We start from the raw sequence: 22,721 nt of genomic DNA, 5'->3' as shown, positions 1-22,721 counted from the left end.
GCTTAGGCGTCCGCCAAGGCTGCGATGACCAGCGAACTGCTGCGCTGGCAATAGGCTGTGAGTACCAGGCGAATCTGCGCCAGGTCACGGGCCAGTACCGCGGCGAGCAATTGCGCGAACAGCGCCTGGAACTCGCTCATGGACGCCTTGCGCTGATCCAGGGCCAGGTAATAAGCGCGGTTCATCGCCGGCTGCAGGTTTTCGACGGTTTCCTGCAAATACGGGTTGTTGGCGAAGGGGTACGCGGCGCGCATCACGTTGAAGCTTTCTTCGACGAACGCGCGGATGTCCTCGCGCTCCAGGCTCAATTGAAGGCGTTGCTGGATCTGCAGAAACGGCGCCATGTCGGCCTGGGTCTGCCAGCCTTCGGCAACCGCATTGCCGAGCAGGATGTACATCTCGCCCATCAACGTACACAGGCTCTGCACCTTGTGCGCGGTGAGTTCGGTGACGTGGGCGCCACGGCGCGGCAGGATCGCGATCAGATGGCGGCGCTCAAGGATCAGCAAAGCTTCGCGCACGGAACCACGGCTGACGTTGAGCGCCAGCGTGACCTTCTGTTCCTGGATCCGCTCCCCAGGCTTGAGATCGCCGCGAATGATACGTTCGGCGAGGTGGTGAGCAATTTGCTCGGCGAGACTGTCCGGCGCCTTGAACGTCATGTTTTCCCTTCAAAATCTGCTATCGGTACAAGCGCGGCAGTGTAGCGCATTGGCCCGCTGATGGCGCTACGCCCACCGTGGCGAATTTGGCACGAAATAAGCAACGTTGAAAGCCTGTAAGCCGCCAAAAACGCCGGTTCCAGAAGACTGGACCATAATTGAAAGTGTTGCGACCGCATTTTCTTGACCCTTAGGTCAGAAAACAATTGACCGAAAAGTCAGACATGACTAGATTCGGCGCAAAGCGGTTAACAACAATAATGAGTCTGCGAGGCCTTCCGTGATCCAGTTTTTACTTAACCAGGAACTCCGTAGCGAGCACGCCCTGGACCCCAACCTGACCGTGCTCAATTATCTGCGCGAGCATGTGGGCAAACCCGGTACCAAGGAAGGCTGCGCCAGCGGCGACTGTGGCGCGTGCACCGTGGTGGTCGGCGAGTTGCACACCGACGAGCAAGGCGCCGAGCAGATTCGTTATCGCAGCCTCAATTCCTGCCTGACGTTCGTGTCGTCACTGCACGGCAAACAACTGATCAGCGTCGAAGACCTCAAGCACCAGGGCCAACTGCACAGCGTGCAACAGGCCATGGTCGAGTGCCACGGTTCGCAGTGCGGCTTTTGCACCCCAGGTTTTGTGATGTCGCTGTTTGCCCTGCAAAAAAACAGCGACGCCCCCGACAGCCAGAAAGCCCATGAAGCCCTGGCCGGCAACCTGTGCCGCTGCACCGGTTATCGCCCGATCCTCGCCGCTGCCGAACAGGCCTGCTGCAACAAACCCCAGGATCAATTCGACAGCCGCCAGGCTGAAACCATCGCCCGCCTCAAGGCCATCGCGCCGACCCAGACCGGTGAACTCAACAGCGGTGACAAGCGCTGCCTGGTGCCGCTGACCGTCGCCGACCTGGCCGACCTCTATGACGCCTACCCGCAGGCCCGCCTGCTGGCCGGTGGCACTGACCTGGCGCTGGAAGTCACCCAGTTCCACCGCACCCTGCCGGTGATGATCTACGTGGGCAACATTGAAGCCATGAAACGCATCGAGCAGTTCGACGACCGCCTGGAAATCGGCGCAGCCACCGCCCTCTCCGACTGCTACGCCGCGCTGCACCACGAATACCCGGACTTCGGCGAACTGCTGCACCGCTTCGCCTCCCTGCAAATTCGCAACCAGGGCACCCTGGGCGGCAATATCGGCAACGCTTCGCCCATTGGTGATTCGCCGCCGCTGCTGATTGCCCTGGGCGCACAGATCGTACTGTGCAAGGGCAACACCCGCCGTACCCTGGCGCTGGAAGACTACTTCATCGACTACCGCGTCACCGCCCGCCAGGACAGTGAGTTCATCGAGACTATCATCGTGCCCAAGGGCCACACGCTGTTTCGGGCCTACAAGGTGTCAAAGCGCCTGGACGATGATATTTCCGCCGTGTGCGCGGCGTTCAACCTGAAGATCGACAACGGTGTGATCAGCGCGGCTCGCGTTGCCTTCGGAGGCATGGCCGCCACACCAAAACGCGCAAAAAATTGCGAGGCCGCGTTGTTGGGCGCCATCTGGAACTTGGCCACGGTCGAGAAAGCCTGCGCCGCCCTGGCACAGGACTTCACTCCACTGTCGGACTTTCGCGCCAGCAAGGAATACCGCCTGCTCAGCGCGCAGAACCTGCTGCGCAAATACTTCATCGAACTGCAAACGCCGCACATCGAGACTCGGGTGACCGCTTATGTCTAACCATCACGCCGTGGTAAAAACCCAGGCCGAACTTGCCGCACTGTTTGCCCAGGACCTCACCACCGGGGTGGGGCGCAGCGTCAAGCATGACAGCGCCGCCAAGCACGTCAGCGGTGAAGCGCAGTACATCGATGACCGCCTGGAATTCCCCAACCAGTTGCACCTGTATGCGCGCATGTCCGACCGTGCCCACGCCCGCATCATCAGCATCGATACCGCGCCCTGCTATGCCTTCGACGGCGTACGCATAGTCATCACCCATGAAGACGTACCGGGCCTGAAAGACATCGGCCCGTTGATGCCCGGCGACCCACTGCTGGCCATCGACACCGTGCAGTTCGTCGGCCAGGTGGTGCTGGCCGTGGCCGCCCGCGACCTGGAGACCGCACGCAAGGCGGCAATGGCGGCGGTGATCGAATATGAAGACCTGGAGCCAGTGCTGGATGTGGTCGAGGCGTTTCGCAACAAGCACTTCGTGCTCGACAGCCACACTCACCAGCGCGGCGATTCGGCCGCTGCGCTGGCAAGTGCCAAGCACCGTATTCAGGGCACCTTGCATATCGGTGGCCAGGAACACTTCTATCTGGAAACCCAGATTTCTTCGGTGATGCCCACCGAAGATGGCGGCATGATCGTCTATTGCTCCACGCAAAACCCCACCGAAGTGCAGAAGCTGGTGGCGGAGGTGCTGGATGTGTCGATGAACAAGATTGTGGTGGACATGCGCCGCATGGGCGGTGGCTTTGGCGGCAAGGAAACCCAGGCCGCCAGCCCGGCGTGCCTGTGCGCCGTGGTGGCGCGCCTCACCGGCCAGCCGACCAAGATGCGCCTGCCACGGGTCGAAGACATGCTGATGACCGGCAAGCGCCACCCCTTCTATATCGAATACGACGTGGGCTTTGACGACAACGGCCGCCTGCACGGCATCAACCTGGAGCTGGCGGGTAACTGCGGCTGTTCGCCGGACCTGTCCAACTCGATTGTCGACCGCGCGATGTTCCACGCCGACAACTCGTATTACCTGGGCGACGCCACGGTCAACGGCCATCGCTGCAAGACCAATACCGCCTCCAACACCGCCTATCGCGGCTTCGGCGGCCCCCAGGGCATGGTCGCCATCGAAGAGGTGATGGACGCCATCGCGCGCCATCTGGGCCAAGACCCGCTGGCCGTGCGCAAGGCCAACTACTACGGCAAGACCGAGCGCAACGTCACCCACTACTATCAGACCGTCGAGCACAACATGCTCGAAGAAATGACCGCCGAGTTGGAAGCCAGCAGCCAATATGCCGAGCGCCGCGAAGCGATCCGCCTGTACAACGCCCACAGCCCGATCCTGAAAAAGGGCTTGGCGCTGACCCCGGTGAAATTCGGTATTTCGTTCACCGCCAGCTTCCTCAACCAGGCTGGCGCACTGATCCATATCTACACCGACGGCAGCATCCACCTGAACCACGGCGGCACCGAGATGGGCCAGGGCTTGAATACCAAGGTTGCGCAAGTCGTGGCCGAAGTGTTCCAAGTAGACATCGACCGCGTCCAGATCACCGCCACCAACACCGACAAGGTGCCCAACACCTCCCCCACCGCTGCCTCCAGCGGCGCCGACCTGAACGGCAAGGCCGCGCAGAATGCGGCCGAAACCATCAAGCAGCGCCTGGTGGAATTTGCGGCGCGCAAGTACGACGTGAGCGAGGCGGACGTGGAGTTTCGCAACGGCCATGTGCGCGTGCGCGAACAGATCCTCAGCTTCGAGGCGTTGATCCAGCAGGCGTATTTCGCCCAGGTATCGCTCTCCAGCACAGGTTTCTACAAAACCCCGAAAATCTTCTACGACCGCAGCCAGTCACGCGGGCGGCCGTTCTACTACTACGCGTTCGGGGCGGCCTGCTGCGAAGTGATCGTCGACACCCTGACCGGCGAATACAAAATGCTGCGCACCGACATCCTGCATGACGTGGGTGCCTCGCTGAATCCGGCCATCGACATCGGCCAGGTGGAAGGCGGCTTCATCCAGGGAATGGGCTGGCTGACCATGGAAGAGCTGGTGTGGAACAACAAGGGCAAGCTGATGACCAACGGCCCGGCCAGCTACAAGATCCCGGCGGTGGCCGACATGCCGCTGGACCTGCGGGTGAAGCTGGTAGAGAACCGCAAGAACCCGGAAGACACGGTGTTCCATTCCAAGGCTGTGGGCGAACCGCCGTTCATGCTCGGGATTGCTTCGTGGTGTGCGATCAAGGATGCAGTGGCGAGCCTCGGTGATTATCGCCATCAGCCCAAAATTGATGCGCCGGCCACGCCCGAGCGGGTGTTGTGGGGCTGTGAGCAGATGCGGCAGTTGCAGGCGCTAAAGGCTGTTGATCGTTCCCACGCTCCGCGTGGGAATGCCGCCCTGGACGCTGTGCGTCCGCTCTAGTGACGCTGAGCGTCACGGTATGCATTCCCACGCGGAGCGTGGGAACGATCTGACTGGAGGTAGACATGGACAACTGGATCAGCGCCCTCGCCACCCTGCAAAACCAGGGCGAACCCTGCGTGCTCGTCACCATCATCGAAGAACTCGGCTCCACCCCGCGCAACGCCGGTTCCAAGATGGTCATCAGCGCCGCGCACACCTTCGACACCATCGGCGGCGGGCACCTGGAATACAAGGCGATGCAGATCGCCCGGGACATGTTGGTGCGCGGCCAGCAGAACACTCACCTGGAGCGCTTCAGACTCGGCGCCAGCCTGGGCCAATGCTGCGGCGGCGTGACCGTGCTGCTGTTCGAGCCCATGGGCCAGGCGCAGGCGCACATCGCTGTATTTGGCGCCGGCCATGTCGGCCGTGCGTTGGTGCCATTGCTGGCAAGCCTGCCCTGCCGGGTGCGCTGGATCGATTCCCGCGAGCAGGAATTCCCGCAGCACATTCCCCAAGGCGTGCGTAAAATCGTCAGCGAAGAGCCGGTCGACGAAATTGCCGACTTGCCAGCAGGCAGTTACTGCATCGTCATGACCCACAACCACGCGCTGGACCTGGAACTGACCGCCGCCCTGCTCAAGCGCAACGACTTCGCCTACTTCGGCCTGATCGGCTCGAAAACCAAGCGGGTCAAATTCGAACACCGCCTGCGTGACCGTGGCTTTGATGCCACGCAGTTACAGCGCATGCGCTGCCCCATGGGCCTCCCCGAGGTCAAGGGCAAGCTACCGGTGGAGATCGCCATCTCCATCGCCGGCGAAATCATCGCCACCTATAACGCCAATTTCGGCCAGCACCTTGCCGGCGCCGAACCTATTGCCAAACTGCTGCCGGCTTCGCGCCGCAGCCACGCTATCTAAATTGAGACGATCATGCCTTTGACTCGCAAAGCCTACCGTGCCGCCATCCTGCACAGCATCGCCGACCCTGCCGTTGTTGGGATCGATGCCTCCTACGAATATTTCGAGGACGGCCTGCTGGTGATCGACAACGGCCAGATCAGCGCCCTTGGTCACGCCAGCGACCTGCTGCCGAGCCTGCCCGCCGATATTGACATCACCCATTACCAGGACGCGCTGATCACCCCTGGCTTGATCGACACCCATATCCACCTGCCGCAAACCGGTATGGTCGGCGCCTATGGCGAACAGTTGCTGGACTGGCTCAACACCTACACCTTCCCCTGTGAAAGCCAGTTTGCCGACAAGGCTCACGCCGAAGAAGTCGCCGATATCTTCATCAAGGAACTGCTGCGCAACGGCACCACCACCGCGCTGGTGTTCGGCAGCGTGCACCCGCAATCGGTGAATGCATTCTTTGAAGCGGCCGAGAAACTCGACCTGCGCATGATCGCCGGCAAGGTGATGATGGACCGCAACGCACCGGACTACCTGACCGACACCGCCGAATCCAGCTACCAGCAAAGCAAGGCGCTGATCGAGCGCTGGCACGGCAAGGGGCGCCTGCACTATGCGGTGACGCCACGCTTCGCGCCTACGAGCACGCCGGAGCAACTGACGCTGGCCGGTCAGTTACTGGGCGAATACCCAGACCTGTACATGCAGACCCACATCAGCGAGAACAAGCAGGAAATCGAGTGGGTCAATGAGCTGTTCCCGGAGCGCAACGGCTATCTGGATGTCTACGACCATTACAAGCTGCTCGGCGAGCGCTCGGTGTTTGCCCACGGCGTACACCTGTGTGACGACGAATGCGCACGGCTGGCAGAGACCGGCTCGGCAGTCGCGTTCTGCCCGACCTCGAACCTCTTCCTCGGCAGTGGTCTGTTCAACCTGCCGATGGCCGAGAAACACAACTTGAACGTGGGCCTGGGCACCGACGTGGGTGGCGGCACCAGCTTCTCGCTGCTGCAAACCCTGAACGAAGCCTACAAGGTCATGCAACTGCAAGGTGCGCGGTTGAGCCCGTTCAAGTCGCTGTACCTGGCGACCCTGGGCGGCGCGCGGGCGCTGCGCCTGGAAGACAAGATCGGCACGTTGCAGCCAGGTACCGATGCAGACTTCCTGGTGTTGGATTACAACGCCACGCCGCTGCTGAGCTATCGCCTGAAACAGGCCAATAACATTGCCGAGACGTTGTTTGTGCTGATGACGCTGGGGGATGATCGGACGGTACTGCAGACCTATGCAGCCGGCCAGCTCGTGCACCAGCGCTGATTCAAGCTACACACAACCCATGTGGGAGCTGGCTTGTGTGGGAGCTGGCTTGCCTGCGATAGCATCACCGCGGTGTAACTGATACACCGCGGCGCCTGCATCGCGGGCAAGCCCGGCTCCCACAAAAGCCCTGCTCCCACATTTGATTGGGTTTACAACTTTACAGACGAGCGCCCAGGTTTTTTAGTCTGTAAAAGATGCGAAAACACCGCATGCAAATCATCCGACGCGCTCTCTTCATCGAGGTTGAGCTTGCTGTCGATGTGATCCATGTGATGCATCATCAAGTTCACCGCCAACGTCGCATCCCGTGCTTCGATCGCGTCGATCAACTGGGTATGTTCATCGTAGGAACAGTGCGAGCGGTTGCCGCTTTCGTACTGGGCGATGATCAATGACGTCTGCGACACCAGGCTGCGCTGGAAGCTGATCAGCGGCGCGTTCTTCGCGGCTTCGGCCAGCTTCAAGTGAAATTCGCCGGAGAGACGGATACCGGCGCCACGGTCACCACGGGAGAAGCTGTCGCGCTCGTCGTTGACCATCTGGCGCAACTCGGCCAACTGCTCGGTCGTGGCGTGCTGCACCGCCAATTCTGTGATCGCCCGCTCCACCAAGCGCCGGGCCATGAACACCTGGCGTGCTTCTTCGACGCTTGGGCTGGCAACCACCGCACCGCGATTGGGCCGCAGCAGTACCACGCTTTCATGGGCCAGGCGCGACAGCGCGCGGCGAATGATGGTGCGGCTCACGCCGAAGATCTCGCCCAGTGCCTCTTCACTCAATTTGGTTCCGGGCGCCAGGCGTTGTTCAAGGATCGCCTCGAAGATATGCGCATAGACGATATCGTCCTGGGTTCCGCTGCGACCGGCCTTGCCGGCTCGCGGTTGTTTCTTGAGAGGTTGCAACTGTTCGTTCATGGGCACTCGGGTTTGAGAACGGCGAATTAACGGTAATACGGCAACAGCGTGTCGCTGGCAAGTATCACCTAAAAACAGCGCACATTGTACACAACCCACTGTGCCAACACACTGTACGGCTGTTTGCGGGCTCGGCTGTATTGCAATGACTGGTTACGTTTGAGTTTAGGCTTGAATCCACGATTTCCCATGAACGACATCCCACTGTAGGAGCGAGCTTGCTCGCGAAGAACCCAAGGGCGCCGCGTTTAATCTGATTGCCCGCGTTATCGTTGGCGATTTTCGCGAGCAAGCTCGTTCCTACAGCGTGCGGAGTCAGGTAAAAAGGAACACCTCTCCATGACCGACGCCACCCAAGCGCCCTTGCGCCCACTGGCCGACACTTCTGCGTCGGCCGTCGTCGCCGGCTTTATCGCCATGATGACCGGCTACACCAGCTCCCTGGTGCTGATGTTCCAGGCCGGCCAAGCCGCCGGCTTGACCACCGCGCAGATTTCTTCATGGATCTGGGCGATTTCCATCGGCATGGCGGTGTGCAGCATCGGCCTGTCCCTGCGCTATCGCACACCGATCACCATCGCCTGGTCCACCCCTGGCGCGGCGCTGTTGATCACAAGCCTGGGCGGCGTGAGTTATGGCGAGGCCATCGGTGCCTACATCACCTGTGCGGTACTGGTGACGGTCTGCGGGTTGACCGGCAGCTTTGAGAAACTGGTCAAGCGGATTCCGGCCTCACTGGCGGCGGCGCTGCTGGCGGGGATTCTGTTCAAGATCGGCAGCGAAATTTTCGTCGCCGCCCAGCACCGTACCGGGCTGGTGCTGGGGATGTTCTTCACCTACCTGATCATCAAGCGCCTGTCGCCGCGCTATGCCGTGCTGGCCGCCTTGCTCATCGGCACCGCCTTGTCAGGGCTGATGGGGTTGTTGGATTTCAGCGGCTTTCATCTGGAGGTGGCGACGCCTGTTTGGACGACGCCGCACTTCTCGCTGGCGGCGACCATCAGCATCGGCATTCCGCTGTTCGTGGTGGCCATGACCTCGCAGAACATGCCCGGCGTAGCCGTACTGCGCGCCGACGGCTATACCGTGCCGGCTTCGCCATTGATCACCACCACCGGCCTGGCGTCGTTGGTGCTGGCACCGTTCGGCTCCCACGGCATCAACCTGGCGGCGATCAGTGCCGCGATCTGCACCGGCCCCCACGCCCATGAAGACCGCAACAAGCGCTACACCGCGGCGGTGTGGTGCGGGGTGTTCTATGGAATTGCCGGGGTATTCGGCGCCACGCTGGCGGCACTCTTCGCGGCGCTGCCCAAGGAGTTGGTGCTGTCGATTGCGGCGTTGGCGTTGTTGGGCTCGATCATCAATGGCTTGAGCATCGCCATGAATGAGCCGAAGGAACGGGAAGCGGCGCTGATCACCTTTATGGTCACCGCGTCAGGCTTGACGTTGTTTTCCATCGGGTCGGCGTTCTGGGGGATTGTGGCGGGGGTGTTGACGCTGCTGATTCTGAATTGGCGCAAGGCATAAAAAAACGGCGACCCTCAGGTCGCCGTTTTTTTCAGTATCACTTAGCCGCGTTGATCGGCTTTTCTGGATACCACACGTCCAGCAACGGGCTGACTTCAGCCTTGGTCAGCTCGGAACGGGTTTTGAGCCAGGCTTCGACCGCAGCACGCTGCTCTTCGGAGACCGAGCCACGCTTCTGCAGGCAAACCAGACCGTAGTCATCGCCGCCGACATAGCCCAGGCCGTTGGCTTCCATGGCTTCTTTGATGAATGCTTCGAGGAAAGCGTCGATAGCTTCTTCACTCAGGCCTTCGTTGAAGTCCAGGTTCAGTTCGAAACCCAGCTCTTGAAATTCATCAACGCACAGTTTTTTGCGCAGACGCTGGGAACGGTTAGTCGCCATTGGAACAATCCTCATAAGTATTAACGGGCGGCACTTTAGCAGTTTAAGGCGGCAATTGCCCGACTCTCTGGGACCGACGGGCAAATGCGCGCAAAAAAACCACGATTAGCAGCTATCGTTCAGCTACACGTGGCGCCAGCTTGGGGCATAATGCCGACACTTTCGTGACCACTGAGGGATTTTCTTCCATACCCCTCGCCTTTTTCACCCTCCTCAGCAGTAGGGTTTTATTTCTTATGATCAAATCTTTGCGTTCAGTGTTACTTGCCAGTGTTGTCTTGCCCCTGGCCTTTTCCGTTTGCGCCGCTCCCGTCAATAACACCCTGCCACCCAGCGTTGCCCAGGCCTTGCAGAAGGCCAAGCTGCAAAATACCGCGCTGTCCCTGGTGATGCTGCCCCTGAACGGCCCTGGTACCCCTACGGTTTTCAACGCCGACGTCTCGGTGAACCCGGCCTCCACCATGAAGCTGGTCACCACTTACGCGGCCCTGGAAATGCTCGGCCCCAACCATCAGTGGAAGACCGAGTTCTACACCGATGGCACCCTCAGCGGCGGCGTGTTGCGCGGCAACCTGTACCTCAAGGGCGGCGGCGACCCCAAGCTGAACATGGAAAAACTCTGGCTGCTGATGCGCGACCTGCGTGCCAATGGTGTGCAGCAAGTCACCGGCGACCTGGTGCTGGACCGCAACTTCTTCAACCAGCCGCAATTGCCCGAGTTCAACGACGACGGCAACGATGAGAACAAGCCATTCCTGGTCAAGCCCGACGCCTTGCTGGTCAACCTCAAGGCCCTGCGCTTTGTGACCCGCAATGATTCAGGGCGGGTGATCGTGTCGGTCGAGCCGCCGATTGCCAGCATCCGCATCGACAACCAGGTGAAAGTCACCAACGCCAAACAGTGCACCGGTGACGTGCGCTACAGCCCGGTGACCGCCGCCGACGGCAGCGTGACCGTGACCGTCAGCGGCCAACTGGGTGATGGCTGCAGCTCGCAGACCTACCTGTCGCTGCTCGACCACGCCACCTACACCGCAGGCGCCGTGCGGGCGATCTGGAAGGAGTTGGGCGGCACCATCCAGGGCCGTGATATCCAGGCACCGGTGCCCAAGGATGCCAAGGTACTTGCCCGGGCCTTCTCGCCGGACCTGGCGGAGATCATCCGCGACATCAACAAATACAGTAACAACACCATGGCCCAGCAGTTGTTCCTGAGCCTGGGTGCGCAGTTTCGCAACGATGCCGATGGCGACGATGCCAAGGCTGCGCAACGTGTCGTGCGCCAGTGGCTAGCCAAGAAAGGCATCACCGCGCCGCACCTGGTGATGGAAAACGGCTCCGGCCTGTCCCGCGCCGAACGGGTCAGCGCCCGCGAGATGGCGGCCATGCTGCAAGCCGCGTGGAAAAGCCCTTATGCGGCGGAGTACATCAGCTCGATGCCGATCGCCGGCACCGACGGCACCATGCGTAAACGCCTGAAAACCACCGCCCTGCGCGGCGAAGCCCATGTAAAGACCGGCACCTTGAACACCGTACGCGCCATCGCCGGTTACAGCCGCGATAACAATGGCAATACCTGGGCGGTGGTGGCGATTCTCAACGACCCCAAGCCTTGGGGAGCCTCGTCGGTGTTGGATCAGGTGCTGCTGGACCTGTATCGCCAGCCGAAGGCCGTTGCCGCCGCGCCGGTTCTCTAAAGCACCACATCACCCTGTCTGATCGTTCCCACGCTCTGCGTGGGAATGCTGTTTTGGACGCTCTGCGTCCGCGCTCAAGGCGTGACGCGGAGCGTCTCAGGATGCATTCCCACGCAGAGCGTGGGAACGATCAGCGCGTGGGAACGATCATTCAAGCGTCAGGGCTTCCTCGACCCGATCCCTGCCCGCCTGCTTGGCCACGTACACCGCCGAATCCGCGCGCAGCAGCAAGCCATCGATACCTTCGTCGAGCCGCCAACTGGCCACGCCGAAGCTGGCGGTAACCACCCCCACCGGCTCCATCGACGCACCGCGCAGCGACTGCCACAACTGCATCGCCAGGCTGTAGGCCTGGGCGCCATCGGTGTTGGGGCACAGCACCACAAACTCTTCCCCGCCGATCCGGCAAAACACATCGGTGCGGCGCAAGCGTTGGCCGATACGCTTGCACAACTCCTGCAGCACGCAGTCGCCCACGGCATGGCCGTGCTGATCGTTGATGCGCTTGAAGTGGTCGATATCGAGCATGATCAACGACAGCGCGCCAGACATACGGTTGAGCCGGAGCATTTCGCCCTTGAGGCGATCCTGGAAATAGCGACGGTTATAGATCCCTGTCAGAGAGTCGGTGATGGACAGCGCACGCAGTTCTTCCTCGACCCGTTTGAGATCAGAAATATCCGACACATAACCGTGCCAAAGCGTACCGCCTCCCGGCAACTCTTCCGGCGTCGCTTCGCCGCGAATCCAGCGCAGGCCTCGTTGGGGTAATTGCACACGGTACTCTTCGCGCCAATGGCTCAGTTGCAACGCAGAAAGGCGTATCGACGCACGCACGCGCTCCAGGTCCAAGGGGTGAATGCGCTCCAGCACTTTGCCCGCATCCTGCTGCAGCATGCCCAGTTCGATTTCATAGATATCGCGCATGCCTTCGCTGGCATAGATGAAACGCCAGGTGTCCTGGGGCTCCAGGGTGAACTGGAAGATCCCACCCGGCACGTGGGCGCTGAGTTTTTTCAGCAGGCGGTCGCGTACGGCAAGGGCCTCATAGGCGCGCTTTTGCTCGGTGACATCCAGGTAAATCGCCAGGTGCCCGACCCACAGGCCATGGTCATCCAAGAGCACGGTCGGCAACATGTTGACCGTCAGTTGGCTGCCGTCCTTGCGCACCAGCGTCCACTCACGTCCTTCATGTTGACTGTCCGGGCTCTCCACCAGCATCGCCTGGCTCGCGGGGATGCGCTTGCCCAGCGCCCTGCTCAACGGCTCGGCGCGGGCGTCGAGTTCCATGGCTACGTGCAGACGGTCCAAGGTCATATGCCCCAGCACCTCCTCGGCCGTAAAGCCCAGCATCTGCTCGGCACCGGCATTGAAGGTGTTGATCACCCCGCGCAGGTCCGTGGCAATGATCGCCACTTGAGTCGCCGCATTCAGCACGCTGCGCAATTGCCCATGGGCGCCACGCAACTCCTGCTCACGGGCGCGCAATTGTACGGTGCGTTGCTCCACCAGTTTCAGTGCGCGCTGGCGCTGGCTCACCAGCATGTAAAGCAGCGCACTGAGCAAGGCGCTGAGCAACACGCCCATCGCCAGAATGGTGTGCATCGAAGAATGGTTGGCCCTGTCGAACACTTCGCTGGCGCTCAGGCTCAGGGCGTAGACATGATCGCCCAGGGTGAGGCGGCGCGCAGCCGTCAAGCCGCTGCTGCCCAAGGTGTTGCTGGAGGCATACAACACCCGTTGCTGGGTGTCGGAGGTGTCTACGATCTGCATCACCAGGTTGTCCCGGTTGGGCCTGGGCAACCCCTCGGCTACCAGCTGACGCATGCTGATCACCGCCATCACATAACCGTAGGGCTCGGCACCAGCGAGTTTGCTCACGGGCGCCACCAACAACACGCCTGCGGCATATGCGGGTTCCACCCCCACCAACTGCATGGGTTGCGACACTGCCAGCTGGCCGCTTTCTTGCGCACGCTCCAGGGCTGAGCGACGCAGGGGTTGGGCCAGCAGATCAAAGCCCAGCGGCGAGCCCAGCAGACTTTGCGTCTGGCTGTACAGCACCGGTACATATTCATCGCGTTCGGCCGCTGGTGCCAACTCACCTGCAGTATTCAGTTCGCGGATACTGAAGGGAATGCCGCGCTGGCGAGAAATGTCCTGCTCAAACAGGCTGCGCTGCGTGCGAAATATCCGTGGGGCCCAGGCATAGGCACGGGCATGCAACAACAGCGGTTTGGCGAAACCGTCGAACTCGGCGCGAGACACCTCGCCGGAATTGACGAAAAAGCGCTGCAAGCTGCCCAGGCGTTGCTCCTGGTCTTCAAAACGTTCCTGGATGCGGGTGTAGCGCTCGTTGACCAGCAACTGGAACCGCTGGCGCACCTGTTGCTGATATAAGTCGGATGCCGCCCACGCGACGACCACCGTCAGCGCGCTACCGATCAATAACACCACCAATGCCACCAGCCAAGCCGATGCCTGCTCACTGATAAAACCAAGGATTTTCGGGCGAACGACTTGCATCGGCATAGGCAACACTCACAGCGCCAGTGTGCGGGGGTGTCACTTTGGCTAGGGCTTAAGTTATAGCCATCGGCAGGGTGTTTGACCAGCGTAAAACCGTCACGGACTTATTGTGGGCGAGGGAGCAAGCTCCCTCGCCACAGAGGCTTACTGTAGGAGCGAGCTTGCTCGCGAAAAACTCACAGGCACCGCGTTCATCCAGGATATCCGCGGTATCGTTGACGATCTTCGCGAGCAAGCTCGCTCCTACAGGGGAAAATCAGCGTGCGGTGATTTTCCAGGCGCGGTGGATCTTGGCATTGCGCGCAAAATCCGGGTCGATGGTCTTGTCGCTGATTTCCTCGACCGCATAGCGTTCGCTGAGGTTGTCTTCCAGCTGGAACTTGCGGAAGTTGTTGGAGAAGTACAACACGCCACCCGGCGCCAGGCGCGCCATGGCCAGGTCGAGCAACTGCACATGGTCACGCTGCACGTCGAAGATGCCTTCCATGCGCTTGGAGTTGGAGAAGGTCGGCGGGTCGATGAAGATCATGTCGAATTCATCGCGGCTCGCTTCCAGCCACGCCATCACGTCACCCTGTTCCAGGCGGTTCTTGTCGGAAAAACCGTTGAGGGAGAAGTTGCGACGCGCCCAGTCCAGGTAGGTCTTGGACAGGTCGACGCTGGTGGTGCTGCGCGCACCGCCCTTGGCGGCATGCACACTCGCGGTGGCGGTGTAGCAATACAAGTTGAGGAAACGCTTGCCCGCCGCTTCCTTCTGGATGCGCATGCGCATCGGGCGGTGGTCGAGGAACAGGCCGGTGTCCAGGTAATCGGTAAGGTTGACCAGCAACTTCACGCCGCCTTCACTGACCTCGGTGAATTTACCTTGGGCACTCTGACGCTCGTATTGCTTGGTGCCGCTCTGACGCTCACGACGCTTGACCACCACACGGCTCTTGTCGACGTTCAGTGCCTGGGGAATGGCCGCCAGGGCATCGAACATGCGGGCCGAGGCTTTTTCCGGGTCGATGGATTTAGGCGCGGCGTACTCCTGCACGTGCACCCAATCGTGGTACAGGTCGATCGCCATGGAGTACTCAGGCATGTCGGCGTCATACACACGGTAGCAATCCACCCCTTCGCGCTTGGCCCATTTGCCCAGCAGCTTGAGGTTCTTCTGAAGGCGGTTGGCAAACATCTGCCCGCCTTCGCTCAAGCGCGCCTGCTCCACCACGGGGGCCGGGGCGGGCTTGATCGGGTTGCCGTTCTTGTTGTACTGACGCTCTGCCGGCTCGCTCGGGGCCTGGTCGTAGGCCGCTTGCTCACGTTCGGCCTGGCGCTGTTCAGGAGTGCGGCGCTCGCCAGTGACGAACTGATCCGGGTTGACCTTGATCAGCAACAATTTGCACGGCAATGCGCCGTTCCAGAACGAATACTGTTTGTGGCTACGGATACCCATGCGCTTGCCCAGGTCCGGCGCGCCGGTGAACACTGCGGCTTCCCAGCCCATACAGGCTTGGCGCAAGCGTTCGCCGAGGTTCTGATAGAGATACAACAGGCTGGCTTCGTCACCCAGGCGCTCACCGTAGGGTGGGTTGCAGATCACCAAACCTTTCTGGTTCTGGTCCGGGCGCGGCTCGAACGTGCCCACTTCGCCCTGGTACACCTTGATCCAGTGGCTCAGGCCGGCGCGTTCGATGTTGTTGCGTGCGGGCTGGATCAGGCGCGGGTCGGCTTCGTAGCCACGTACCCACAACGGCGGCTTGTTCATGCCGATGGCGGCACGCTCAGTGGCTTCTGCGTGCAGTTTTTTCCACAGCGCCGGGACGTGGCCCAGCCAGGTAGTGAACCCCCAGAGTTCACGGTTGAGGTTGGGGGCCATGTCGGCGGCGATCATCGCGCCCTCGACCAGGAAGGTACCCACACCGCACATCGGGTCTGTGAGTGCGCCGCCTTCGGCTGCAATACGCGGCCAGCCGGCGCGGATCAGGATCGCCGCCGCCAGGTTTTCCTTCAGGGGTGCCGCGCCCTGCTGCAGGCGGTAGCCGCGCTGGTGCAGGCTGTGGCCGGAAAGGTCCAGGGACAGGATGGCTTCGCCACGGTCCAGGCGCAGGTGAATGCGCAGGTCAGGGTTGATCTTGTCGATGGACGGACGTTCGCCGGTCGGGGTGCGCAGTTTGTCGACGATCGCATCCTTGACCTTCAGCGCGCCGAAGTGGGTGTTGTCGATGCCCGAGCCATGGCCGCTGAACTCCACCGCGAGGGTACCGTCGGGGACCATGTGGTCAGCCCATTCGATGTCCAGCACGCCGTGGTAAAGATCCTCGGCGTCCTTCATCGGGAAGCGCTTGAGCACCAGCAACACACGGTTGGCCAGGCGCGACCAGAGGCACAAGCGGTAGGCGGTTTCCATGTCGGCCATGCCGCGCACGGCCGAGGTGTGCTCGCGGGCTTCCTCAAGGCCAAGCCCGACGGCTTCCTCGATCAGCAGGCCTTCGAGGCCCTTGGGGCAGGTGAGGAAGAGTTCAAAACGGTCCGACATGGGGCATTCCAGGCTTTTCAGCAATAAGTGAACAGGCGACGCATCGCCGGTTCGGTTTTCAATCAAGCACTTTTCTCGAAGAGTGCTCGCGTGGCACGAATGTGCCGTTCCACCCCGTCTGGCGGGCTCTTGAGCCTTTATGGGCGAGGCAGAAGAAGAATGTTGCGCAACAAAAAGAAATATTCCGACCCTTCGTCGAATAATAACCGACTGCAACAGGCGGGCATTCTCACTAAGGAATTAAACCTTTCCTCTTTGCAGGGCACATCATAGCTGGCTTTGCCCTATAAAAGGGGCGAATAACCAGCCCAGCTTATGGCTATAGCATCGTTATCGTTACGTGCTTATGACAAAACGATCATTGAATACATGTGACCTATTGGTTAGAACTCAACACAGGTTGGCGCCGTAACGGTGCCAACACATTGGCTCGCCACGCCGGCAGCGAGCCCACCAACGGCAGAAAAACTCTGCCCGGCCTTGGACAAGGCCGAAGGATATCTAGACAGTCAACAAGTGAGGGAAACACCCTATGAGAAGACTTAAGCGTGATCCGTTGGAAAGAGCATTTTTACGCGGATATCAATATGGCGTTCATGGAAAATCCCGTGAGCTTTGCCCATTTACTCTACCGTCGGTACGCCAAGCCTGGATCAACGGCTGGCGAGAAGGACGCGGCGACAACTGGGACGGTATGACTGGCACTGCGGGCATCCACAGACTCAACGAACTTCACGCCGTCGGCTAATCAGGGGATTTAATTGCGACACACACATCTTTGAATCTGTAACGACTTAACCACGCGCGCCCCATCCGGGCGGCGGGCTTCGGCCCAGGGGCTCCTTCATGGAGCCCTTTTTATTGCCTGCTCAGCGCAAGGCAGCGATGGCATCCACCGACTGGCGAATCAATGCCGGGCCTTTGTAGATGAAGCCCGAGTACAACTGCACCAGGCTGGCGCCGGCCGCGATCTTCTCAGCCGCATGCTTGCCTTCGGTGATACCGCCCACCGCGATGATCGGCAAACGCCCAGCCAACTCGGCCGCCAGCACCTTGACGATATGGGTGCTCTTGTCACGCACCGGTGCGCCCGACAGGCCGCCCGCCTCGTCACCATGAGCCAGGCCTTCGACGCCCACGCGGCTGAGGGTGGTGTTGGTCGCAATCACCGCATCCATCCCTGAATCCACCAGGGCCTGGGCCACCAGTACGGTTTCTTCATCGCTCATGTCCGGCGCTATCTTGATAGCCAGCGGCACACGCTTGCCATGACGCACGGCCAAGTCTTCCTGGCGCTGGCGCAAGGCTTCGAGCAGTTGCTTGAGGGAATCACCAAATTGCAGGCTGCGCAGGCCCGGGGTGTTGGGCGAGCTGACGTTGACGGTGACATAGCTGGCGTGGGCATAGACCTTGTCCAGGCAAATCAGGTAGTCATCCACCGCACGCTCCACCGGCGTGTCAAAGTTCTTGCCAATGTTGATACCCAGGATGCCGGTGTACTTCGCCGCCTGAACCCGCGACAGCAGATGGTCGACCCCGAGGTTGTTGAAGCCCATGCGATTGATGATCGCCTCCGCTTCCGGCAGGCGGAAAATGCGCGGCTTGGGGTTGCCCGGTTGCGGCCGCGGCGTTACGGTGCCGATTTCGACAAAGCCGAAACCCAACTGCGCAAACCCGTCGATGGCCGCGCCGTTCTTGTCCAGGCCGGCTGCCAGCCCGACCGGGTTGGGGAAGTTCAACCCCATCACCGACACCGGCACTTTCGCCGGTGCCTTGCATACCAGGCCATTGAGCCCCAGGCGGCCACCGGCACCGATCAGGTCCAGGGACAGATCGTGGGAGGTTTCCGGGGAGAGTTTGAACAACAGCTGGCGGGCCAGAGTATACATGGGCGGGCTAGACTCGGATGGCGGCAAAAGGTGGCGGTGATTATAGCCGGGGTGGCGGCCTGCATGCGAGGCGTGCCACCTGATCTCATTGACGTTGCGCCGTCAACGCCTCATAACGCACCCAGATCCTTTCGGCGTAGCGCAGACGCAATGCCTCACGCTGTGGCCCGGGCCCCGGCCCCACGTTGTAAGCCCCCACCGCCGTCCAGTTGTAGCCAAAACGCTGGATGAACTCGGCAAGAATCGAGGCGCCTACTTCCACCGACAGGCAAGGCTCGCTCAACAGCCGTTCTTCGGTAATGCCCTGCTTGAGCAAGCGCGGCAAGTGGATGCTGTTGATTTGCATCAAGCCGATATCCCGCGTGCCATTGCGGTTGGTGTAGTTCATCGCTTGCGCCCGGTAACCCGATTCGACCAAGGCGATAGCTTGCAGCAACTCCGGCTCAAGGTCGTAGCGGCTGGCCGCCTCTTCCCAGCAAAAGGCCCAGGCCTGGCTGCTGCCCATCAATACCCCGAGCACCAGGCCTTTGCCCCATGCCTTAACCCTGGACATTGCTGGCCTGACCACAGACGGCGCACACGTGTGCCACTGCCCTGGGTTGATCACCTGTGCGCACCGGGCAGGTAAAGCGATAGCCCTTGCCATAAATCGTCTTGATAAAGCCTTTGTCGGCCCTCAAGTGCTTGCGCAGGGAATAAATACACCGCGTGAGTGACTCTTCGGCCACTTCGCCCCGAGGCCAGGCCAGTTCCAGCAAACGGTCCTTGGTCATCAGCGCGCCACCGGAGGCCAGCAGCAACCGCAGCACGTGCCCCTCCTTGGGAGGCAACTGAATATCCGCCTCCACGCCCGTCAACCGGCCGTCGCCATGCAAGGTCCAACGCGCGAAAACCAGGGACGTCGTCGTTTCATCCGTCACGACGGCCATACGCACCTCTGTAGTCGACTACTGACATTAAAATCCTTATTGTGTGACCAGCTCATCTGCCATTGGCACGACTATAAAAAACCGGCTCGAAGACCCGCGTTAGGAAAAAACCCATTCATTCGCCTTTTTTTGGCCACTGCCGGTCAGACAATTCGCTAACGCACCCTTACCGCGGCAACCACTCCTGAAACGTCTCCTGCAATTCAACCCCTAGCCGATCCTCCAACTGCACCAACTCTCCCACTGCCATCAGTTGTCCATTGACCCGCACCTCCACGCAGCGGGTGACGCCTGGGTCCAAGGGCAGCACCTTCCCCGGTGCGAATGCGGCCAAACGCTTGCGGCTGATCAGTTGCTCCTGCAGCAATATTTCCAGGTGCATGGACAAACGCCTTTTTCAGGGGGAAAACTCAGGGTCCGCTCCCAGGAACGCACGTCGCACACGCTCGTGTTGCGCGGCGCTCAACTGAGGTGGGCCGATCCAGGGCAGTACGTCGCCATCTACGCCAGCCTGCCCTGGCGAGGCCTCATCCAGCGGCTGGGCGACATCCAGCTCGGCCACCAGTTTTTCAATAACCTTCACTTGGGCGGGTGGGCCCTTGATCAACAGACTGTTGGTATCTGGATAGGCCATCAACACAAGGCGGCCATCGGCCAGTTGGTCCTTCTGCGCCTGGGATAGCCGAGCTTCGAGCATGGAGGCCATGCCCGGTACCTGGACCTTGTTGGCTCCAGCGCCCTGCAGGTGATCGTCCACGAGGACATTGATCACTTTCACCACGCCGAATACCGGGGCGCGCTCTGGCACCTTGCGAGGGGGTCGGTCCATCCGTTGGGCGAGATGCAACACCTGGTCGACATAACTGGAAGGGCCGGTTACATAGAACGTACGCTTGCCGTGTTCACGCAGTGGGTAACGCGGCTCATCCAGCCCCGCACGGCGCATGATGCCGCGCAGCCTACTGACGGAAATATGCCGCAGTACCACCGCCGAGCTTCTCGTGTCGTCGGCAGCGTAGAGCTGCAACACCTCGCCACAGGCCGTACGACTGCCCAGCAACAGCACGGCGCACAGCAGCGCGCTGTACAGCCAGCGGCAATTGAGGGTTGCGAGTAAATCAGCGTGCACCGTGGGTATGCCTGGTGGTCTGGCCTGAAGAAGCGGCCATACTGCGAGGCGCACGAGGATCAATCATGATGGAAAGTTGACGGCCAACTGCGACGTCCTGCCCATGGCATGTGCCTTGCTTTGCACTCTGGATCAGGCTCGCACCAACGGCGGCACGGGCCTACGGACAAAGGCGTCGTTCCCCTGCAATGGCCTATACGCCAACCAGGGAAACGGCGCTTTTTTTTCAGAAAAAGGCAGGTATTGATGAACGATCCACTGGCTTGGGTAAACGGCAGCGATGCCCCGGAAAAGAGCAGCCTGGACCTTGGGTTCATGGCCCTGACCGATTGCGCCTCGCTGGTGGTCGCCGCCACCCAGGGCTTCGCCCAACCCTACGGCCTCACACTCAACCTCAAGCGCCAGGCGTCCTGGGCCAACCTGCGCGACAAGCTGGTCAGCGGTGAATTGGACGCCGCCCACAGTCTCTACGGGCTGATCTATGCCGTACACCTGGGCATCGGCGGCGTCGCCCCCAGCCCCATGGCGGTGCTGATGGGGCTGAACCAGAATGGCCAGGGCATCAACCTCTCCCATGGCCTGCAACAGCAAGGGGTGATCACTCCTGAAGCATTGAAACGCCACGTGCACCAAAGCCGGACAAAACTCACCTTCGCCCAGACGTTTCCCACCGGCACCCACGCCATGTGGTTGTATTACTGGCTGGCGAGCCAAGGCATTCATCCCTTGCAGGATGTGAACAGCGTAGTAGTGCCGCCGCCACAAATGGTGGCGCACCTGCAAGCCGGACGCATCGATGGCCTTTGCGTGGGTGAACCCTGGTGCGCCAGCGCAGTGCAACAGAACCAGGGCTTCACCCTGGCGACCAGCCAGGCGATCTGGCCGGACCACCCGGAAAAAGTCCTGGGCTGCACCCAAGCCTTCGTTGACGCGTACCCCAATACCGCACGCGTGCTGGTCATGGCGATCCTCGAGGCCAGCCGGTTTATCGAGCAGAGCCGTGAAAACCGCCGCTCTACCGCCCAGTTGCTCAGTGCCCCTGAATACCTCGATGCGCCTGTGGCTTGCATCGAACCACGCCTGCTGGGGCACTATGACGACGGCCTGGGCAACCAGTGGCAGGATCCCCATGCGCTGCGCTTTTTCGCCGACGGCGAGGTGAACCTGCCCTACCTCAGCGATGGCATGTGGTTCATGACCCAGTTCCGGCGCTGGGGCTTGCTGCGTGAAGACCCGGACTACCTGGGCGTCGCCCGGCAGGTGCAGCAACTGGCGCTGTACCGCCAGGCGGCTGAGGCGCTGGGCATTGCCGAAGGCAACTCGGACATGCGCCGTAGCCAGTTGCTCGACGGCAAGACCTGGGACGGCAGCGACCCCGCCGGCTATGCGCGCAGCTTCCACCTCCACGCCTTGGCCGATAACGCCAACCGCCAAGCGCTGCGCTGACAGGAGCCCGACGATGCTGCGAATCCTGTTGATCAACGACACCCCGCGCAAGGTCGGGCGCCTCAAGGCCGCATTGACCGAGGCCGGCTTTGAGGTGATCGATGAGTCCGGCTTGACCATTGACCTGCCCGCACGCGTCGAAACAGTGCGCCCGGATGTGATCCTGATCGATACCGAGTCACCCGGGCGCGATGTGATGGAGCAAGTGGTGCTGGTCAGCCGCGATCAGCCCCGGCCCATCGTGATGTTTACCGATGAGCACGACCCTAATGTGATGCGCCAGGCCATCAAGTCCGGCGTCAGTGCCTATATCGTTGAAGGCATTCAGGCCCAGCGCCTGCAACCGATCCTCGATGTGGCCATGGCGCGCTTCGAAAGTGACCAGGCCCTGCGCGCCCAGCTTCATGCCCGCGACCAGCAACTGGCCGAACGCAAGCGCATCGAATTGGCCAAGGGCCTGTTGATGAAGATGAAGAGCTGTAACGAAGAAGAGGCCTACACCCTGATGCGCCGCCAGGCCATGAGCCGTCAACAGAAACTGATCCAGGTGGCAGAGCAGATTATTGCCATGAGCGAGTTGCTCGGCTGATGTGGCTCAGCTCTTGCTAAAGAATTATCACAGGTAGCCAACGGCGGTTGCCCCTCCACGACAAAGACGTCGCCCACCCGGTTTGCCCTCGCGAACCCGGTGGCGGCGTTTTTTCGTTTCTAGACCCCCAA

19 protein-coding genes are annotated in these 22,721 nt (G+C 61.0%); 9 read left to right on the top strand and 10 right to left on the bottom strand.

Features of this window, described 5'->3' with window-relative positions:
* Positions 1-2 precede the first annotated feature (2 nt).
* Complete coding sequence (locus tag TX24_RS03785) at positions 3-662, bottom strand: GntR family transcriptional regulator (protein ID WP_034136171.1); 660 nt, start codon at positions 660-662, stop codon at positions 3-5.
* Between the two features lie 280 nt (positions 663-942).
* Here TX24_RS03785 and xdhA point away from each other — a divergent pair, with 280 nt between their 5' ends.
* From xdhA to guaD, 4 genes are all read left to right on the top strand, one after another.
* Positions 943-2,391, top strand: a complete 1,449-nt coding sequence (gene xdhA / locus TX24_RS03780; protein WP_003193245.1) for a xanthine dehydrogenase small subunit — start codon at positions 943-945, stop codon at positions 2,389-2,391.
* Positions 2,384-4,810, top strand: a complete 2,427-nt coding sequence (gene xdhB, locus TX24_RS03775) for a xanthine dehydrogenase molybdopterin binding subunit (protein WP_057709743.1) — start codon at positions 2,384-2,386, stop codon at positions 4,808-4,810. The genes xdhA and xdhB overlap by 8 nt, the downstream gene beginning before the upstream one ends.
* A gap of 65 nt (positions 4,811-4,875) precedes the next feature.
* Positions 4,876-5,715 carry a xanthine dehydrogenase accessory protein XdhC gene (gene xdhC / locus TX24_RS03770; RefSeq protein WP_057709742.1) on the top strand — a complete coding sequence of 280 codons (840 nt, stop codon included), beginning with the start codon at positions 4,876-4,878 and terminating at the stop codon, positions 5,713-5,715.
* A gap of 12 nt (positions 5,716-5,727) precedes the next feature.
* Positions 5,728-7,032, top strand: a complete 1,305-nt coding sequence (gene guaD, locus TX24_RS03765; protein WP_057709741.1) for a guanine deaminase — start codon at positions 5,728-5,730, stop codon at positions 7,030-7,032.
* 152 nt (positions 7,033-7,184) lie between these two features.
* Here the strand turns inward: guaD and TX24_RS03760 are convergent, their stop codons facing one another.
* Positions 7,185-7,949: a GntR family transcriptional regulator gene (locus TX24_RS03760; protein WP_003193251.1), complete on the bottom strand. Its 765-nt coding sequence runs from the start codon at positions 7,947-7,949 to the stop codon at positions 7,185-7,187.
* 339 nt (positions 7,950-8,288) lie between these two features.
* Between TX24_RS03760 and TX24_RS03755 the strand changes: the two genes are divergently transcribed.
* Positions 8,289-9,479: a benzoate/H(+) symporter BenE family transporter gene (locus TX24_RS03755; RefSeq protein ID WP_057709740.1), complete on the top strand. Its 1,191-nt coding sequence runs from the start codon at positions 8,289-8,291 to the stop codon at positions 9,477-9,479.
* Positions 9,480-9,516: 37 nt separating this feature from the next.
* Here the strand turns inward: TX24_RS03755 and TX24_RS03750 are convergent, their stop codons facing one another.
* On the bottom strand, positions 9,517-9,861 hold the full coding sequence (locus tag TX24_RS03750) for a YggL family protein (RefSeq protein ID WP_003193255.1): 345 nt from the start codon (positions 9,859-9,861) through the stop codon (positions 9,517-9,519).
* A gap of 236 nt (positions 9,862-10,097) precedes the next feature.
* Between TX24_RS03750 and dacB the strand changes: the two genes are divergently transcribed.
* Positions 10,098-11,558, top strand: coding sequence for a D-alanyl-D-alanine carboxypeptidase/D-alanyl-D-alanine endopeptidase (gene dacB, locus TX24_RS03745; RefSeq protein ID WP_003193256.1), 1,461 nt, complete (start codon positions 10,098-10,100; stop codon positions 11,556-11,558).
* 147 nt (positions 11,559-11,705) lie between these two features.
* Here dacB and TX24_RS03740 read toward each other — a convergent pair whose 3' ends face one another.
* Positions 11,706-14,090: a sensor domain-containing diguanylate cyclase gene (locus TX24_RS03740; RefSeq protein WP_057709739.1), complete on the bottom strand. Its 2,385-nt coding sequence runs from the start codon at positions 14,088-14,090 to the stop codon at positions 11,706-11,708.
* 253 nt (positions 14,091-14,343) lie between these two features.
* Positions 14,344-16,608, bottom strand: a complete 2,265-nt coding sequence (gene rlmKL / locus TX24_RS03730; RefSeq protein ID WP_034128371.1) for a bifunctional 23S rRNA (guanine(2069)-N(7))-methyltransferase RlmK/23S rRNA (guanine(2445)-N(2))-methyltransferase RlmL — start codon at positions 16,606-16,608, stop codon at positions 14,344-14,346.
* 532 nt (positions 16,609-17,140) lie between these two features.
* On the opposite strand from rlmKL, the gene rmf reads away from it, so the two are divergent.
* Positions 17,141-17,356, top strand: a complete 216-nt coding sequence (rmf, locus tag TX24_RS30260; RefSeq protein WP_002553055.1) for a ribosome modulation factor — start codon at positions 17,141-17,143, stop codon at positions 17,354-17,356.
* Positions 17,357-17,477: 121 nt separating this feature from the next.
* On the opposite strand, the gene TX24_RS03725 is transcribed toward rmf, so the two are convergent.
* The 5 genes from TX24_RS03725 to TX24_RS03705 all read right to left on the bottom strand — a co-directional run bounded on the left by TX24_RS03725 (position 17,478) and on the right by TX24_RS03705 (position 20,555).
* A complete protein-coding gene (locus TX24_RS03725) occupies positions 17,478-18,497 on the bottom strand; it encodes a quinone-dependent dihydroorotate dehydrogenase (protein WP_003193260.1) in 1,020 nt (339 codons plus the stop codon).
* Positions 18,498-18,582: 85 nt separating this feature from the next.
* Positions 18,583-19,050, bottom strand: a complete 468-nt coding sequence (locus tag TX24_RS03720) for a transglycosylase SLT domain-containing protein (RefSeq protein WP_057709738.1) — start codon at positions 19,048-19,050, stop codon at positions 18,583-18,585.
* Complete coding sequence (locus TX24_RS03715; RefSeq protein WP_044275094.1) at positions 19,037-19,426, bottom strand: winged helix-turn-helix domain-containing protein; 390 nt, start codon at positions 19,424-19,426, stop codon at positions 19,037-19,039. Before TX24_RS03715 ends, TX24_RS03720 begins: the two co-directional genes overlap by 14 nt.
* 166 nt (positions 19,427-19,592) lie before the next feature.
* Positions 19,593-19,808 (bottom strand): FliM/FliN family flagellar motor switch protein, encoded by a 216-nt coding sequence (locus tag TX24_RS03710; protein WP_003193267.1) that lies wholly within the window; start codon positions 19,806-19,808, stop codon positions 19,593-19,595.
* Positions 19,809-19,823: 15 nt separating this feature from the next.
* The gene (locus TX24_RS03705) at positions 19,824-20,555 is read right to left on the bottom strand and encodes a secretin N-terminal domain-containing protein (protein ID WP_003193269.1); all 732 of its coding nucleotides are present in this window, start codon (positions 20,553-20,555) and stop codon (positions 19,824-19,826) included.
* Positions 20,556-20,801: 246 nt separating this feature from the next.
* Between TX24_RS03705 and TX24_RS03700 the strand changes: the two genes are divergently transcribed.
* Together TX24_RS03700 and TX24_RS03695 are read left to right on the top strand one after the other, a co-directional pair.
* Entirely contained in the window at positions 20,802-22,001 is a 1,200-nt protein-coding gene (locus TX24_RS03700) for a CmpA/NrtA family ABC transporter substrate-binding protein (RefSeq protein ID WP_003193272.1), read from the top strand.
* Between the two features lie 13 nt (positions 22,002-22,014).
* Positions 22,015-22,590: an ANTAR domain-containing response regulator gene (locus tag TX24_RS03695; protein ID WP_003193274.1), complete on the top strand. Its 576-nt coding sequence runs from the start codon at positions 22,015-22,017 to the stop codon at positions 22,588-22,590.
* Positions 22,591-22,721 lie beyond the last annotated feature (131 nt).

The organism is Pseudomonas lactis (assembly GCF_001439845.1).
In the GTDB taxonomy this organism is placed as follows: Bacteria; Pseudomonadota; Gammaproteobacteria; order Pseudomonadales; family Pseudomonadaceae; genus Aquipseudomonas; species Aquipseudomonas lactis.
The sequence above is the reverse complement of the archived record's forward strand: the minus strand, read 5'-3'. Positions and strand labels throughout refer to the sequence as shown.